The following is an 18,089-nucleotide window of genomic DNA, read 5'->3' on the forward strand; positions in this document are numbered from 1 at the left end:
TTGCAAACAAAAAATCAACTCTTAAGTTGATTCTTGTTACTATTTAAATCCTATATTAATCCATTTGCGTGGAATGTGTCTTTAATTGCTTTAATTGCTTCTTCTTCGTCTTCACCTTGTACTTTAATTGTAATTTCTGAGCTGTGTTTAATTCCTAAAGCCATAATGTTCATAATTGATTTTAAGTTAGCTTCTCTTCCTCTATAAATTAATTTAGAATCAGATTTGAATTTTGTAGCTGTTGAAACAATTAGAGTTGCTGGACGAGCATGTAAACCAATTGGATCGATAATTTTTGCTGAAAATTCTTTCATTAAGTTACCTCCATTATTTGACATTTTGTCATTTTTTCTGTATTATTTCATTCATTTATTCACTTGTTGTTAATGTTAGCAAAGCGAATAGATGAGCAATTAATTTTTCTTTTTTTATTATATCAATGGTTTAACCAAATCATATAAAAATTTTTCAATTACATTAGGTTTTTTGCATAATTGTGGAACTTTTTCCATAAATACGCAATGTTGATCATATAAGTCGAAAATACCTTGAATATCTTTAACTGTTTCACCTTCCACAATATCCATAGTTTCATATTGTTGGAACATACTTCTTGAGTCTAGGTTATTTGTTCCAATTCAAGCGATTTTATCATCGATAAGACCACATTTGGTATGTAAGAAATGATCCTTATAAATTTTGATTTTAAGTCCATATTTAGTGAGTTCTTTTAATTGATAAATACCAATTTTATGAACTGTTTTTTTATCAGGAAATCCAGGGAAATAGATTGTCACATCAACACCACATTTTAAAGCGAGAATAATTTGTTTCTTTAAGGCGCTTGTCACTGAGAAATATGGGGTTGCTATTTTAATACTCTTTTTAGCACTTGAAATCATTTTGATTCAGAATAATTCTGCTTCACTATGATCAAACGATGGTGACTCAGTTACTAAGATTGATTTATTATGATAAATTTGATCTTTTACATCAATGAATAAGTGTTTTTTGATTTCAATATCTTTACGTGTGATTATTTTTCAGAATAAAGCAAAGTGAACAATGTAATTGTTAATATATGGTCCTGTGATTTCATAATTTAAATCAATTCAATGACCATATTTTTTTGAAAGTGAAGCATATTCATCTGAAATATTATTACCACCAGAGAAAACCACTAAATCATCTACAATAATGAATTTTTGGTGATTTCTTAAGAATGATGATGCAAGCACAAATGGATAGTAGATTTTTCCGATAAATCTAATTTCGATGTTTGGGTGTTTAGAGAGTTTTTTGAGTAATCTTTTTTGAGATGGCATAGCACCAAAATCATCAACTAATCATTTAATTTCAACTCCTTCATCTGCTTTTTTACGCATCACTTCAAGGAATTCTTTACTAATCTCAGATTTTTTAATTATGTATGTAACTATATAAATGTTCTTTTTGGCTTTAAATAAGACTTCCATGAGTTTTTCATAAAATCTATAACCTTCATTGTAAAGTTTGTAATTTGCATCTAAAACAAGTGATTGATTAATATTTGCATACTGTTTTAAAGTTTCAGATTTAATTCCATTATCATTATCTACATTAATTAAATCTTTGTACGTAGAGATATGAAATTTAGGATCATTTAGCAGTTTTAATTCATATTTGTTTTTGAAAATCAATCCATATGTTAAGAAAATAACATGTCCAATGATCGGAAATAATAAAACTAAATAAATTCAACTAAATTTTGATTCATGTTGACGTTTTTGTGTATAGATAATAAACACAAAAACACAATTGACTAAGTAGAATAAAACTAAGCTCAAATAAATTCATTGTTCGTCAATTTGAGTGATTAAAAATGCAATTCCTGTAATTGAACCAACGAATATTGCAAGTAAGATAATAAATGTAATTGTTCTTTTTGTACTTAAAAGTAATTTATTCATACTTAAATTTTATATTTTTATCGCTTTATTTAAATAAGTTTATTAGTGAATTTTATATTGTTCTAAAACTATTTAGTTTTATTAATGTTCCATGAAAATAGTATAATTTAACTATATGAAAAATAATATTGAATTAAATATCAAAAACCGTATTAAAAAAGCAATTATCTTTGAAGATGAAATGATGCAAATTTTAAAGAACTTTTGTAAGTACTTTAAAATCAAAAAAGACATTATTCTAGATGTTAACATTGTTTCAAAAAACAAAATTAGAGAATTAAACTATATTCACCGTGGTAAGGATTATGTAACAGATATTCTTTCGTTCGATTTTAGAGATGATGAATTATATGATAAGTTACCATTCTACCATTTAGGTGAATTAGTAATTTGTTGAGATAAAGTAGAAAGACAAGCTAAAGAATTTGGCCACTCAGTTCGTAGAGAGTTTTGCTACTTATTCACTCATGGTTTAGTTCACCTTAAAGGATATGATCATGAAATCGAAGAAGAAAGAATTGCTATGAATAAGATGGTTGATGATATTTTTAATCCATTAAAAATTACTAGAGAAAAGGAATAACATGACAAAAATCGATATGACAAAAGTAGAAAAATTAAGAGAGTTATTAACAAAAGCTTATGCTCCATATTCTAACTTCCCAGTTGCGGCTATTGCAATTGACTATGATGGAAAAGAATACTACGGAGTTAACGTAGAAAATGCTGCATACCCATCAGGACTTTGTGCAGAACGTTCAGCAATGTTTGGATCAGTTGCATACGGTGGGCATGTAGGTAAATTTAAAGAAATTCACATTATTAGTGGTAAAAACGAAGTTATTAGTCCTTGTGCTGGATGTAGACAAGTTATGACAGAATTCATGCCATCAGATGCAAAAGTATACCAATACAGCAATGACGGTGAACAAGTTAGAATCAACACAGTAGATGAAATTTGTCCATATGCAATTCGTGTTGAAGAAATTACAATTAAATAATTATGAAAATTTGTTTTGCAAGTATAGTTGGTAGACCTAATGTTGGTAAAAGTAGTTTATTAAATGCAATTATTGGTTACAATGTTGCAATTGTTACTGATACCGCTCAAACTACTAGAGATCAAATTACAGGTATTTATACTGATGATGATTTCCAAATTATCTTTACTGATACTCCAGGGATCCATAAACCATTAAATAAACTTGGTGAAGCCTTAAATAAAAATGCCTATGATGCTACTAAAGATGTTGATGTTTTATTATTTTTAACACCAGCAGATGAAAAAATAGCAAAAGGTGATGAAATGATTTTAGAAAAAATAGCACATGCAAAAAATAAAATCGCTGTCATTACTAAATTAGACAAAATCAGATCACAACCAGAGTTATTAACTCAAAAAATTGCTGAGTTACAAAAACACAATTTTACCAACATCATGGGAACATCAGTGAATGATCCGCGTTCAATTCGTGATTTACTTGATGAAATTGAAAAATTCGCATATGAAGGTGAAGCGCAATATGACCCTGATTATTTAACCGATAAATCAATGCGTTTTATCGCTAAAGAGATTATTCGTGAAAGTGCAATTAATAATCTTTATGAAGAATTGCCTCACTCAATCGCTGTTGAAGTGACTGAGTTTAATGAAGAAGAAGATCATTTAACAATCGATGCAATTATTTATGTTAAAAAAGAATCACAAAAAGGTATGGTTATTGGTAAAGGTGGAACCAAAATCAAAAGAATTGGTTCAACAGCACGTTCAAAAATTTCATTCCAATTCGATATTCCAACAACTCTTAATTTAAAAGTTAAAGTTGCTAATAAATGAATTGATGATAACGATGCATTAGTAAAATTCGGTTATTCATCAAAATAATTTTAGATAGGTAAAGTTCGCTTCGGCGAATTTTATTTTTGTAATTTAGCAAATTTATAATGCGTTTGCTAAAAAATGAAAAAATGTGGTAAAATATTTCTATGAAAACAGTAGCAAATGAACAAGATTTAAACATCAAATGCAAACCAGTTTTAAAATATACAGTCCAAGCATATATTGAAACTGGTGAACCAGTAAGTAGTAGTTTATTACTTTCAAAATACGCTGCCACAAATCCAGAAATTAACTTTTCAAGTGCTAAAATAAGGTATTTAATGAATGAACTTGAAGATGAAGGTTACTTAGCTAAATCAGCACATACAAGTGGTCGTATACCAACTCTTAAAGGTTTAAACTATTATGCAAAATATTTATTAAACAAATCGAACAATAGTATTGAATCTAGGCTTGAAGCAATTTTAGCAAATAAGAATGTCCAAATTGATACAACAGTTGATCAAGCGGCACAAATTATTGCTGATATGACAGGTTTCACAATGATTACTTCACATGCTGAAGCTGATACTTTATTATTAAAAAGTATTGAACTTGTTGAATTAGATAAAAATAAAGCAGCAATTGTAATGGTTGTTTCAAATGGTGAAGTTTTTTCAAAGGTTATGGACATCACAAATGAAAAATACAAAATGAAGGACGTTAGAATTGCGATTAAAATCTTTAAAGAACGCCTTGTTGATTCTTTATTAAGTGAAATTAATGACAAGTTAGAAATTCTTAAAGATATTCTTGCACAATCTGTGAAACAATACCAAGAATTAATCAATGCATTTGTTAAAAATATTTTTGTAAACATTGCAAATAGAACTAAGAGTAAAAACAATATATATGGAAAAAACAATATTATCTTAAGTCCAAATATTGATCGTGAAAGTTTAAACAAAATGATTGATCTTATTGAAAACCATTCAGTTTGAGAATCAATTGAAGCAGATATTGATGAAGATGAAAAAATTAAAATACATATTGATCAAACTGGTTCATATATGTCTAAAAAAATCCAAATTGGAAATAATCCAAGTTCAGTTACTGAAATTTCAGTTGTTGGTGCAACAAAATCAGATTACGATGCAATGCACTCAGCTATCAAAATATTAGATAAGTTTTTAAATCGTAAATAAAGGGGGAATTATGACAAAAAACAAACTATATAATAACGATGTTTTAAAAGGTGATTTCACTTTATATGTTGAAGATCAATTAGTACCAGAATACAGTAAATTTTTCGAAATAACAATTGGTAAAAATGAATATTTACCTGATGTTGATGAATTTTTAATTAATCGTAAAGTAAAAGATTCTTTAGAAGTTAAATTAACTTTCAATAAGCATTATGCAATTCAAGAATTTGCAGGAAAAACTGCAAAAATTGAAATTAAAAATATTGAAATTATTAAAGATACAGCATCAAATAATGATGAATTAGAGCAATTAAAATCTCAATTAGCACAAGCGCAGTTAGAATTAATTAATAAAGATAAACGTATTGTTGAACTTGAGATGCAATATAAAAGAGCAGAATGAACATTTAAAGAAAAAGCTACTGAATTAACAACAAAAGCAAAAGAACAAGTTGAAGCAAAACAAAATGAATTGGTTGAAAAAATGAATCAAGAAAAAGCACAAATCAAAAAATATGCTTTACAAAAATTCTTAGAAGACTTTATCGAACCATTCAATAACTTCCAACTTGCAAATCAAGCAGGTATTAATTCAGATGATGCAAAAGTTAAAAACTATTGTTTAGGTTTCTCAATGATTGCACGTCAATTCATTATGCTTTTAGAACAACATAATGCAAGTTTAATTGAACCACAAGTCGGTGCAGAGTTTAATCCAGAACAAGAAGAAGTAATTGATTTCGTTCAAGACGAGACAAAAGCAAATAATACAATTGTAAGACTTGTACGTTATGGTTTAAAAATTGAAGATAGATTAGTGAAACCAGCATCAGTTGTAGTGGTAAAAAACAACTAAAAAATTATTTTAAAAAAATTTAGCAAATAAGCATTGTGTTTGCTAAATTGTGTTATAATATTAATAATTAAAAGGCTGAGAATGCCTATAAACAAACTCATACGGAGGTATAAATTATGTCTAAAGAAATAGTATTAGGAATTGACTTAGGGACAACAAACTCAGTTGTTACAGTCATGGAAAACAAACAAGCAGTTGTTTTAGAAAACCCAAATGGTAAAAGAACAACTCCATCAGTAGTTGCTTTCAAAGGTGATGAAATTATTATTGGGGACGCTGCTAAAAGACAAGTAGAAACAAACCCAAACACAGTTGTATCTATTAAAAGATTAATTGGTACAAATAAAACAGTTAAAGCAAATGGTAAAGAATATAAACCAGAAGAAATTTCAGCAATGATCTTACAATACATGAAGGACTATGCTGAAGCTAAATTAGGTCAAAAAGTATCAAAAGCAGTTATTACTGTTCCAGCATACTTTGATAATGCTCAACGTGAAGCTACAAAAATTGCAGGTAAAATTGCAGGTTTAGATGTATTAAGAATTATTAATGAACCTACAGCCGCAGCATTAGCTTTCGGACTTGAAAAAACACACAAAACAATGAAAGTTCTTGTATACGATTTAGGAGGGGGAACATTTGACGTTTCTGTACTTGAATTAGAAAACGGAACATTCGAAGTATTATCAACTTCAGGAGATAACCACCTTGGTGGGGACGACTGAGATCACGAAATCGTAAACTGATTAATTAACAAAATTAAATCAGAATACAACCACGATGTTACAACAGACAAAATGGCTATGGCTCGTTTAAAAGAAGCTGCTGAAAAAGCGAAAATTGATTTATCAAACCAATCAACAACATCAATCAACTTACCATTCTTAGCAGTTACTGCAAACGGACCATTAAACGTTGAATTAGAACTTAAACGTAGTGAATTTGAAGCTATGACAGCTCACTTATTAGATAGAACAAGAAAACCAATTCAAGATGCATTAAAAGAAGCAGGAATTGCTGCAAGTGATCTTGATGAAGTATTACTTGTTGGAGGATCAACAAGAATGCCTGCTGTACAAGAAATGGTACGTTTAACTTTAGGTAAAGAACCTAACCGTTCAATTAACCCTGATGAAGTTGTATCAATCGGTGCTGCAATTCAAGGTGCTGTATTAGCAGGAGATATTCAAGACGTATTACTTCTTGATGTTACTCCATTAACATTAGGAATTGAAACATTAGGTGGAATTGCAACTCCATTAATTGCAAGAAACACAACAATTCCTGTAACAAAATCACAAATCTTCTCAACAGCAGCAGATAACCAAGAAGAAGTTACAATTAGCGTAATTCAAGGTGAAAGACAAATGGCTGCTGATAACAAATTACTTGGACGTTTCAATTTATCAGGAATCGAAAAAGCTCCTAGAGGTGTACCACAAATCGAAGTAAGTTTCACAATCGATGTTAACGGTATTACAAAAGTTACAGCAAAAGATGTAAAAACAAATAAAGAACAATCAATCACAATCGAAAATTCATCTAAATTATCAGAAGAAGAAATCGAAAGAATGGTTAAAGATGCTGAAATGAACAGAGAAGCAGATAAAAAACGTAAAGAAGATGCTGAAGTTATCGTTAAAGCTGAAACATTAGTTGCACAAATCAAAAAAGCACAAGCAGATCAAGGTGACAACGTTGATCCTAAAGCTAAAGAAACAACAGATAAATTAGTATCAGAATTAGAAGAATTAATTGCTAAAAAAGACATTGAAGCATTAAAAACAAAAACAGAACAATTAGAAGAAATGGTTAAAAACTTCGCTAACCAAGCAGCAGAAAACAAATCTTCACAACAACCAAATAATGAAGAAGTAGTTGAAGAAGCTGAAGTTGTAAACGAATAATAATAGGCACAAAATTCCAGAGTAAAATCTGGGATTTTTATTTTCTGATGCTATGACAAAGTGAAATAAATTCCAGAATCTGCAAAAAACCTGGAAATCTAAATATTTTCTGACGTCTCACAGCGTACCTGGTAAAATAACAGACAGAACAGGAGAAAATATGAGTGATTTTTCAATTAATAAACTAGATGCAGAAAATTTTGATATTTATAATGAGAAAAAAATAAATATGATAGCCGATTGTGAATGCGAAAGCACCAAAAATATCGGTATTAGCTCATTATTTAAAATATTAAATAATCGTCAGTCAAAATATGTAATACCCGAATATCAAAGAGAATATGTATGAGATAAAAAAATGCTTATAAATTTATTTAAAGATTTTAAATTAATTTTAAATAGCAATAGCGTATACTACAATGAACATTTCTTAGGTTTCATGATAATTAAACAATTGACATCTCCTAATCAAAAAATCACTAATCGTATTATTGACGGCCAACAACGTTTAGTAACATTGGTTATATTTTTATGTGTAATTAGAGATTATATAATAGAAGATCAGGAAAAAATAAAAAATAGTGAATATAGTGAAATTGCTGCACAAATAAATGAATGATTACAAATAGATAATCTAGAACCAAGAATAAAATATGATGATGAATTTAAGAGTCCTATCAAAGAAGATTTTAAAAATATCATTATGCATGAAATGTCAAATGAAAAATCCAAACATAATAAAAAAACACAAATTATTGATGCATATCACAAACTTAAATCTCTTTTTACAAAATTATTGACTGAAGAACAAGAAGAGCACCAAAACGTTAGCGAAGTAAATTATTTAAGAAAATTAGTATTTACGTTGACACAAAAAATGTTTTTTGCATTGATAAGTTTGACGGCTGATCCAAATTCAAATAAATTTCCAATAGAAAATAGAATTTTTGAATCGCTGAATAATAATGGTAAAAAACTCGAACAATATGATTTAGTTAAAAACTATTTAATAAATTTATGAAAATATTCAAGTGATGACAAAAGAACAAAGGAAAAGAAAAAAGAGTTTTCAAACAAGTTTTGACCGTTTATAGACACCCTTAAAAAAGAAAAAAATAATTTTTTCTATCAATTTGTCAAAACATACAAAAGCGATAATAGCAAGGTAAGGGAGCAAGATTATTATGATGCTTTCAAGAATATTGTAGAAATAAAATTAGAAAGTGATTTTATTAAAACTATCGAATTATTAGGAAGTTTTAAAGATAAATATAAGTATTTTCTAATCGAACCTAAATCAACACAAAAAATAAATAAGACTGATGATTTATATGTCCAAAGGTTTTATTACAAAAAATTCAATAACCATGTTTCATTACCTATATTAATAAAATTAAAAGAGATTATCGAAGATAACAATAACCAATATGATGAAAACATTTTAATAGAAATGCTAAAAAGATTAAATAGTTATTTGATGAGAAGAATATGTGTTTCAGGAGGTGATGGTCTTAAAGATGATAATAATGTTTTATTAAGATTTTATTACGAGAACTTAAATAATAATAATGATATTTCAGATATTATAGTTAAATTTGATAGATTTGTTGCCAAACGTGAGGTAACTACTACAAAGAATCCTGATAATACCCTTATTAATAATAGTTTCTTTGAAAAAGATTTTTATCAAAATAAAAAAACAGCTAAGTGGTTAAAAAATTATTTTGATTATTTAGTTAATGTAAAAAACAAAACTTGATTAAATAACCAATATATTGATATCGATTCATACACAATCGAACATTTTATTCCTCAAAATCCAAACTCAGATTGAAAACAAATATTATCCGATGATGATTATAAAGCTATTAGCAAAATTGGTAACTTATTTATTTTTAATCAATCTGAAAATTCAAAATTAAGTAATAAAAGTTTTGAAGAGAAAAAGAAATTAATTACTGAAAAGTTTGGGTTTGTATTAAAATTCAATACAACTGTCCTAAACGAAAAAAAATGAGGTTTTGAAGAAGTCGAAAAAAGAACCGAACTTCTTTATAAATACTTCATAGAATGTTTTCCAGACTATTGTGATAGATATAGAAACCAAGATGATAAAAATGAGGAAACGACCAAAATTAAAATCGAGCATAAAGATATAAATGCTCCAATTGTAGATAAAAAGATGAAGTTACCTTCAGTAAAATCAAAAAATGTCAAAAACAAAGAAAATGATAATTCTATTTCTGCAATATTAGCTAATAAAGAATTTATAGACAATTATTTAATAAATGATGAGATAGATTTAAGATTAACTTTCAGAGTTAGAAACGAAGAAACAAAAGGGAAAATAGCTACTATGAAAGTATTGCCTGATGGCAAAATTAAGGTTCTAAAAGGTTCTGCAATTAAGAAATATTGAGATCCAAACGCCGTTAAAAAGCCTGAAGTAATTCAATTAAGAGAGGATGAAGCAAAATTAGAAGATATCGGTAGTGATTATATTTGAATTTTAAAAGAAGACGTAGTTCTAGATAATATTACCGATGTTCAAGATTTTACTATAGGAACACATCGTGGGTGTCCTAAAAGATTAATTTCTAAACAAAAGCACAAGTACATCGAAGATGTATATGTTGAATGGAAAACTAAAAAAGAATCGCTATAATTTTGCGATCTTTCTTATGTCCTGGGGTTAAAATACTGAATTTTACAGCAAGTAAAATCCGAATTTACAGTAAAATTATTTTAGAAAAAGAGAGTAGTTAATGATAATAAATGTATGTTTACAATATATATATATATATATATAGAACTTTTTATTCGCAAAATAATTCAACGAAAGCAACTGGCGGTTTTTAACCGTGATTTTTTCGTATTTTTGTAAGCTTAAAAATGTTTTGTGAATATTTAAAATGTAGTTTTTTATAACATATATCAAATGTCAAAATTTCATACTTAAAAACCTAAGACAAAGGGTTAAATGAATATAAAATCAAATGATAAGTGATTTTATTTAATATGAAAAACACTCTAAATTCTTTGATGGTCAAGTATAGAAATTAAAAGAAATAAAAATTATTAATGAAAGAAGGAAAAATGGATACAAGAATGATTACTAAGGGAAATGTAGAACCAACTAATTTAGCTAATTTATTTACCGTAGAAGGAAAAGAAGATTATTATATTCCTACATATCAGAGAAATTATGTTTGAGGAAAAGATGCGATTAACAGTTTGTTCAATGACTTAAAAAGCATTGTGAGCTTTAATGATGATAATAATTTTAATGAGCATTTTTTAGGAGTTATTTTAATGTATAGCCCGGGTGAAGAATATGGTAGATATCCTAAATATTTAATTGATGGACAGCAAAGAATAACAACATTAACCTTAATGCTAATGGCATTAAGAAATTTAATGTTAAAGGAATCTGAAAAAACTGCACAAATTAATGAAATATGTGAGAACATAAATAAACGTTTTAAAAATTCAAGTGAAAAAAGTGTTACTTTAATAGATGACGAAAAAAATTCAACATCAAGCGAAAGTTCTTTAAAACAAATAATATTATCAAACACAACATATATAGACGAATTACACAAGAAATTAGGGATTGATGGTTCTAAAATTGATAAAAATAAAAATATAAACAATATAGAACTTGCATATAAAACTATTTACAACAAGTTGAAGTCTTATAAATTAGAATTAAAAAATAAAGATATTGCTCCTGAAATTTGATTTGAAAAAGTTAAAGATGCCATTTTAAATCAAATGATCTTTGTCAAAATAAACTTCAATAACAACAATCAAACAACAAGTTTTCAACATAAGGTTTTTGAATCATTAAATAATAATGGTGTAAAACTTGAAGAATATGACTTAATCCACAATTACTTAGAAAGATTGTATTCTCAGGAAAAATTTGATGCACGTAATGATAAAGATATAAAAAAGGAATTAGACAAAGCTATAGAAGAATATAGAAAGTTTTGAAATGATGACATTATTGGAAAAATGAACCAAAGTGAAATAACTGAGTTTTTTAAAACATTATTGGAAAAAGAAACCTACGATCTAGTTAATAAAAAGACATACTATAAAACTTTTAAGGAAACCGAAATTGTTAAGAATAATGGTTTTATAAAAGTTTTCAATTGAATTAAGCGTAATTTTGTTTTATATACAAAATGTTTAAATGTTGCATATGGCAAAAAAGGTAGTTTAGATAGAGAACTATATTTCTACAATCTATTAAATAGAAAAAACTCATTACCTATCATAATGACCATTTACGAAAAAGTAAAAGAAACAGATGATAAGTCAAAAGAAACAGAAGAACTTAAGAAGATAGTAAAAATAATAAACACATATACAATGAGAAAAACAGCCGCTGGGCACAATTCTAAAAGTGAAAACAATTTATTTATTTCTATTTACAAAAAAATGTTTGGTCCTAATAAGATGTTTGATAATGACAAATGATATGATCAATTAATTCAATTATTAATAGAAGAAAATAAATCTGAAAGTTCTAGAATGCCTGAAGATAGCGAAATCCGTGATAGATTTAAATCACGTAATTACTATGGTACAGAATGATTAAAGCAATTCTTTAATTATGTGATTAACTATAATGAAACAGGTGTAAATCCTGTCGATATAAGTTTGTACACTTTTGAACATTGAATTCCTCAAAGTAAAAGAAGAAATTCTGATAATCAAGAAGAAATAAAAGCAATTGATTTAATTGGAAATTTATTTATCTTCAATAAAGAAGACAATAGTAAATTGTCTAATGCTTCTGATGAAGATAAGAAAGATATGTTAAATCAACTTCAAAAACAAGTTAATTTCAAAGTTAATGAACTTGCTCTTAATGAGAAAATAGATGCTAAAAAAGTTGATGAGAGATGTGTAGATCTTTTTAATGAATACTTCCTAAAATTTTTCGAAGATCCAAGACGCAAATTAAATACATTCCAAGATAAAAAAATCAAAAACAACACTAAACCAAGTGAGAAAAATGTATCTAGTGATTATCCAAAAGCATCAATTACAAAAGTATTGAAAGATAAGGACTTTTGAAACGAAAAATTAAAGAATAGAGTTGCTTTTGACTACAAGAATCAAAATAGTAGTAAGCAAACATATGCAGAAATAACATTTGGTGAGTTTGGTGATATTATTCTTCTCAAAGGTTCTAAAATAGTAAAGACTTTTGAATACAAAAATCCCCATGATGATGTTGTGGAATTACGTAATACAATCAAAACAGAAGTTTCAAGCGAGAATAATGAGATATTAATCACCCAAGAAAATGCTACATTCGAATTTATCTCACATCTATATGAATTTGTTAATAGCGCATATGAAAGTCATAATGAAAGATGAAAATTCAAAGATAATGAGAAATATATTGATGAAGAATATGTAGAATGAAAATTAGAAAAAGAATCGCAATAATTTTGCGATTTTTCTTATGTCCTAGGGTTCAAATACCAAATTTTACAGCAGGTAAAAACCGAATTTACAGTAAAATTATTTTAGAAAAGGAAGGTAGTCAATGAAAAACAGATACATCCCTACAATATATATATATATATATATATATATATATAGAACTTTAAATTCACAAAATAATTCAACGGAAGTAATTCGCGGTTTTTAACCGTGATTTTTTCGTATTTTTGTGAAAAACACAAAAGTCTTAAGAGTATTTGAAACCTTTGCTGGAATTGGCGCACAACACAAAGGTATTAAATACAACAATAAACATGATAAAGATGTGAATTTTAAAGTAGTAGCTACATCAGATTGAGATATGAGAGCTAATATTGCATATAGTGCAATACACCATAATTTAGACATAAACACCTTGAAGAGTGTCCTAAACAAACACAAGGTGAATAATTTAGATGATTTTCTTGAAGGAAAAACATATTCAAGTAATTCTAAAACACCATATAGAAATTTAAAAAGATTAGATCCAGAATTCAAAGAGATTTTAGTTGCGGCAAATCTTTTATCTAATAACCATAGTGATATTAATCAAGTTACAGGTGAAATAATCGATAACTTAAAAATTGATTTATTAACTTATTCATTCCCTTGTCAAGGGTTATCGGTTGCGAATATGGGACGTGATAAAGGGATTAAAAATAGTGAATCAACTTCAAATTTAGTTTGACAAATTGGGAGAATATTATCTGAATCACAACATAAACCTAAATACTTATTACTCGAAAACGTAAAACAACTTGTACATAAGTATAATGATGAATATCAAGAATGAAAAGATTACTTAGATGGATTAGGTTATAAAACATTTACAGGTATTTTCAATGCATTTGAACACGGTTCATTACAACGTAGAGAAAGAGTTTTTGCAATTAGTGTGCTTAAAGATACAAAAGTACCATTTGAGGAAAATGATATTGCATACAAAGAATATGTTGGTGCTTTCGGAAAGAAAATACCGCTTGAATCAAGGGGTAAACAATATTTAAATATTTTTGATGTTAATAATGAGAATGTTGAAGAAACAACAAAAGTAATAATTAATGATACACCATCTAGAGTAAGAATGGTAAATGAAGGTTTAGACTTATCTGACTTGGACAAAGCTGCAAAACGTAAATTTATTATTAATACACTTACAACCAAGCAAGATCGTTTACCTAACTCAGGTTATATTCCATTAAAGAATGATATTAGAAGAAAACTAGATTACCGTTTTATAACACCAAGAGAAGCTTATAAAATCATGGGATTTGAAGATAAGGATTTTGATAAATTAAAACCATTCATTGATAAAGGTTACTTAAACAATGAATGTTTATGAAGACAAGCAGGAAATAGTATTGATGTTAATGTTATTAAAAGTATTTTTAAATGTATTTTAGAGATAGAAAAATTTGATACAAAGGAAGAAAATAATGGCAGAGATTAAAAAAAGTTTTAAATTAGGTTATTGAAAACTCGGTACAAATGCCAAAAATTATATTGATGAATCTATTATTAGATCTATAGAATGTATTGAGAAAAAAGAGATTAATTTAATATCTAATAATAGAGACACATACGAAATAAAAATACATGAATGTCCAAATTATCCCGATAATTTTGGTATGTTTCTTACGGCTCCAGATAATGAAGAAATAAATTTATTTCCAACCAGGGATCCAAATCGTCCCGAAAATAAGGACAAAAAACAAAAAGAATTAGGTAATAGTAAGAAAACCTGAGGTCAAATTTGTAATGTGCTTTATTGTTTTGGAATTATTGAGCAAATTAAACAAAACTCCGAATATGTTTTTAGTAAAGAAGTAGAGCAAATACTTATCAATAAGAGCAACCAAGAAAATGATTTCTATGATTTTTTATATAACAACTTTATTCAAAATTTTAAAGATTACTACTTGTCAGATGTTTCGGATAAAAGTAAAAAATCTTTTAAAGAGAATGCAAGTAAAAGTTTCCTATTTACCATTTTCTTTGAGTTGGTGCGTAAATTTAAAGAATATGATGATGAGGTCATTGGCGGCTTTTACAACAATTTAAAAAATTACTTAGGTAACGACGATTTAGCAGATGAAATTATGTCTATAGAGGAAAATTACTGAGAAGACATAGTAAATAAACTTGCTCACAATAAAATGGATGATAAAAAGGCGCAAATTGCGTCATTGGTTGAAGAATTTAAGAATATTTTGTCTAATTCAATAACAAATTATGATGCAGAAAATGAAGATTTCGAAAACCAAAAAACATCTAAAAAAAATAACCAGAAAGACAACTTTATTAATTTTATAGATAAGAACGAAATATCTACTGGTATTCATAAAAAAACATTAGACGACTATAAATATAAACCTATTAAAGAAGTTAAAGGACAAATATTTAGCGTTATGACCGAAATATTTGATTTAATATTTAATAGAATTTTCAAGAATAAATTTAACATACCTATATATCAAAGAAATTATGTCTGATCTCAAGAGTTAATTAATAGATTAATGATTGATATTAATTCAAAGATAGATTCAGAATATGATGAATACCATTTTTTAGGAAATATAGTACTATGCAGCAAACATATTAGAGATGAAAATGATGATAATAAATCACACCAATATATTGTGGATGGTCAACAAAGAATTATTACATCTATTTTAATTTTGAACGTTATTTTTAAGTATTATCTCCAAAATGATTGAGAAGCACCAAAAGAATTATTTAAGATTTTTGAAAATACAAATACGGGGAAAGTTGAAATTCTAAATCACTTTCAAGATGATATATCTGATACTGAATCATATAAATACTTAAATAATTTATTATCAGGCAAAGGTGTTGATGCTAAGAATAAGAAAAGGCTTTATGACGATGTTGTTATTTACCGTAATGCTAATTGTATCTACACATGATTAAAAGATAAAATAGCACAAAAAGAAGATCAAAAAGCATATTTAGATAGTTTTTTAAAAACATTCGTTACGAAATTTATAATTAATGTTTGTTATCTAGAATTAAAAGATGAGTTCATATATTATGAAAAAATTAATTTATTAACAAAACCATTAAATGATATAGATTTAATTAAGTCATTTTTATATGCTGAATTAAACAAGCATTATGGCATTAAGTTTAAAAAATCACATTCAAACAATATATATAAATTTTTAGATTTCTTTGTAACTAAAAAAGGTGATGGAGTTAAGACTGAATTTGAAAAAGTAATAAAACTTTTTGCTTTTAACAACTTGGATTGAGCAAAATTTAATGAAATAGATACTAAAATACAATCAAAAAGTCGCATTACAAAAACATACACCTTTTTTGAGGCTGTTATTAAACAAAAGATCAAAGATGCTAATCCCAGCATTGAAGAATTTATTAAATGAGTAAAATTCGAAATCTCTAAGTGCTACTATGTGTTAGGTGAAAATGAGTCGTGAAATCTGATGGAAGACTTTAATATTACATCAGATTGAGAAGAAGAAAAAGTCAAATCATTAAGATTACTCTTACCTCACATTACAACTTGAACAAATCAAGGTGATCTGACTGATGTAACACCGGCAATTCTTGCTATTCTTGAAAAGGGTAATTTATTTGATGGAAAAATAATAGATGAAAAAATCAAACATGCCGAAAAAATTATTAATAATATTTATCCATTATTATTTGAAATAGAAAGGTTCACTTTCTTCTGGAAGTTAGATGAACTATTTAGGGGAAATTCATTGGGTGATAAATTTATTAGATTAGGGTATGCAATAAAAAATAATGAAATAAATACGAGTTTAGAAATCAAGGATCGTTTAAAGGATTTTTCTGCGCCCATAAAGAAATTCTTAAATAATACAGAAGATAAAGTTATAAATGATAAAAAATTAGAAGATGAATTTAGAGAAATATTAAAGAAACAATTCATTCAAAACACAGAAATGGGATCCGAAGTAAATAAGAAGAAGTTAAAAACATTACTTCGTATTGAGTGGTTCCTCTTAAATGATGAAAAACATTTAGTATCAGTTTTAACAAACTTGCAGCAATATAAAAACATAAGTAACGAAGCCAGTTATGAGCATATGGCTGCCACAAATGGTAATGATGATGTTTCTATGGAATCTAAGCAGATGATTGGTAATGGTGTTATTTATCATAAACGCCTAAATAGTAGTGATAGTAATCATAGATTTACGGTGAAGAAAAGATCGTATACAAAGGACCCTATTCTATCAAAATTGAAGATATATTCACTAGATACTAATAGTAATTATGAATCTAAGGATATTTATCCTAGTCAATGAGAAGATATTGATGATAATAAGATTTTAAGACGTAGCGAATGACTAATCGACATTTTAATAAGAATGTACCTAAAAAAATAAATTCATATGTATAAATTTTGTTAAAAAGAAAATACATTAACAATGTTAAAACCAAAAATTTATAATTGTAATTTTTAGTATTCTAAACTACTAAAATAGATAAATTAAAAAAGCACGTGATAAAGGAATTTTACCACCAGACACTAATTCGAGCGGTTATAAATTAATAAGCGACTTAGAAGTGAAGTCAATTTCACAAGCATTCAAATTTATTTTTGGTTAGGTTGCGGATCACAAGCACAACAAACTTGAAAATTCATCGCTCCAGGACAAACAATCGATGAAGCAGATCAAGATGTAAACTTAACGTATCTAGAAGACATACTTTTATCAAAAAATACCACAAAATAATGTGGTATTTTTTGTACGATTTTCCATATTGGTGCTATATATACAAAAAAGTATACTTTTTTGTGGTATTAAATATTGAATATTGTGCTTAGGTATAAAA

12 protein-coding genes are annotated in these 18,089 nt (G+C 27.2%); 10 read left to right on the forward strand and 2 right to left on the reverse strand.

Going from position 1 to position 18,089, the window contains the following annotated elements:
• Nucleotides 1–50: 50 nt before the first annotated feature.
• Nucleotides 51–338 carry an HPr family phosphocarrier protein gene (locus H9M94_RS00680; protein WP_370576685.1) on the reverse strand — a complete coding sequence of 96 codons (288 nt, stop codon included), beginning with the start codon at nucleotides 336–338 and terminating at the stop codon, nucleotides 51–53.
• A gap of 93 nt (nucleotides 339–431) precedes the next feature.
• On the reverse strand, nucleotides 432–1,949 hold the full coding sequence (locus H9M94_RS00685) for a phospholipase D-like domain-containing protein (RefSeq protein WP_187469684.1): 1,518 nt from the start codon (nucleotides 1,947–1,949) through the stop codon (nucleotides 432–434).
• Between the two features lie 115 nt (nucleotides 1,950–2,064).
• Between H9M94_RS00685 and ybeY the strand changes: the two genes are divergently transcribed.
• The 10 genes from ybeY (at nucleotide 2,065) to H9M94_RS00735 (ending at nucleotide 17,638) form a co-directional block, all read left to right on the forward strand.
• Complete coding sequence (gene ybeY / locus H9M94_RS00690) at nucleotides 2,065–2,532, forward strand: rRNA maturation RNase YbeY (protein WP_187469685.1); 468 nt, start codon at nucleotides 2,065–2,067, stop codon at nucleotides 2,530–2,532.
• A gap of 1 nt (nucleotide 2,533) precedes the next feature.
• Nucleotides 2,534–2,950 (forward strand): cytidine deaminase, encoded by a 417-nt coding sequence (gene cdd, locus H9M94_RS00695; protein WP_255483466.1) that lies wholly within the window; start codon nucleotides 2,534–2,536, stop codon nucleotides 2,948–2,950.
• Between the two features lie 2 nt (nucleotides 2,951–2,952).
• Complete coding sequence (era, locus tag H9M94_RS00700) at nucleotides 2,953–3,834, forward strand: GTPase Era (RefSeq protein WP_187469686.1); 882 nt, start codon at nucleotides 2,953–2,955, stop codon at nucleotides 3,832–3,834.
• Nucleotides 3,835–3,935: 101 nt separating this feature from the next.
• Nucleotides 3,936–4,973: a heat-inducible transcriptional repressor HrcA gene (locus H9M94_RS00705; RefSeq protein WP_187469687.1), complete on the forward strand. Its 1,038-nt coding sequence runs from the start codon at nucleotides 3,936–3,938 to the stop codon at nucleotides 4,971–4,973.
• A gap of 10 nt (nucleotides 4,974–4,983) precedes the next feature.
• Entirely contained in the window at nucleotides 4,984–5,829 is an 846-nt protein-coding gene (gene grpE, locus H9M94_RS00710) for a nucleotide exchange factor GrpE (protein ID WP_187469688.1), read from the forward strand.
• A gap of 116 nt (nucleotides 5,830–5,945) precedes the next feature.
• Nucleotides 5,946–7,739: a molecular chaperone DnaK gene (gene dnaK, locus H9M94_RS00715; protein WP_187469689.1), complete on the forward strand. Its 1,794-nt coding sequence runs from the start codon at nucleotides 5,946–5,948 to the stop codon at nucleotides 7,737–7,739.
• Between the two features lie 160 nt (nucleotides 7,740–7,899).
• Nucleotides 7,900–10,404 (forward strand): DUF262 domain-containing protein, encoded by a 2,505-nt coding sequence (locus H9M94_RS00720; protein ID WP_187469690.1) that lies wholly within the window; start codon nucleotides 7,900–7,902, stop codon nucleotides 10,402–10,404.
• Nucleotides 10,405–10,820: 416 nt separating this feature from the next.
• Entirely contained in the window at nucleotides 10,821–13,205 is a 2,385-nt protein-coding gene (locus tag H9M94_RS00725; protein ID WP_187469691.1) for a DUF262 domain-containing protein, read from the forward strand.
• A 226-nt stretch (nucleotides 13,206–13,431) separates the two neighbouring features.
• Nucleotides 13,432–14,691, forward strand: coding sequence for a DNA (cytosine-5-)-methyltransferase (dcm, locus tag H9M94_RS00730; RefSeq protein ID WP_187469692.1), 1,260 nt, complete (start codon nucleotides 13,432–13,434; stop codon nucleotides 14,689–14,691).
• Nucleotides 14,678–17,638, forward strand: coding sequence for a DUF262 domain-containing protein (locus tag H9M94_RS00735; protein WP_187469693.1), 2,961 nt, complete (start codon nucleotides 14,678–14,680; stop codon nucleotides 17,636–17,638). The genes dcm and H9M94_RS00735 overlap by 14 nt, the downstream gene beginning before the upstream one ends.
• Nucleotides 17,639–18,089: the final 451 nt, after the last annotated feature.

This window comes from Mycoplasma sp. Pen4 (assembly GCF_014352955.1).
In the GTDB taxonomy this organism is placed as follows: domain Bacteria; phylum Bacillota_I; class Bacilli_A; order Mycoplasmatales; family Metamycoplasmataceae; genus Mycoplasmopsis.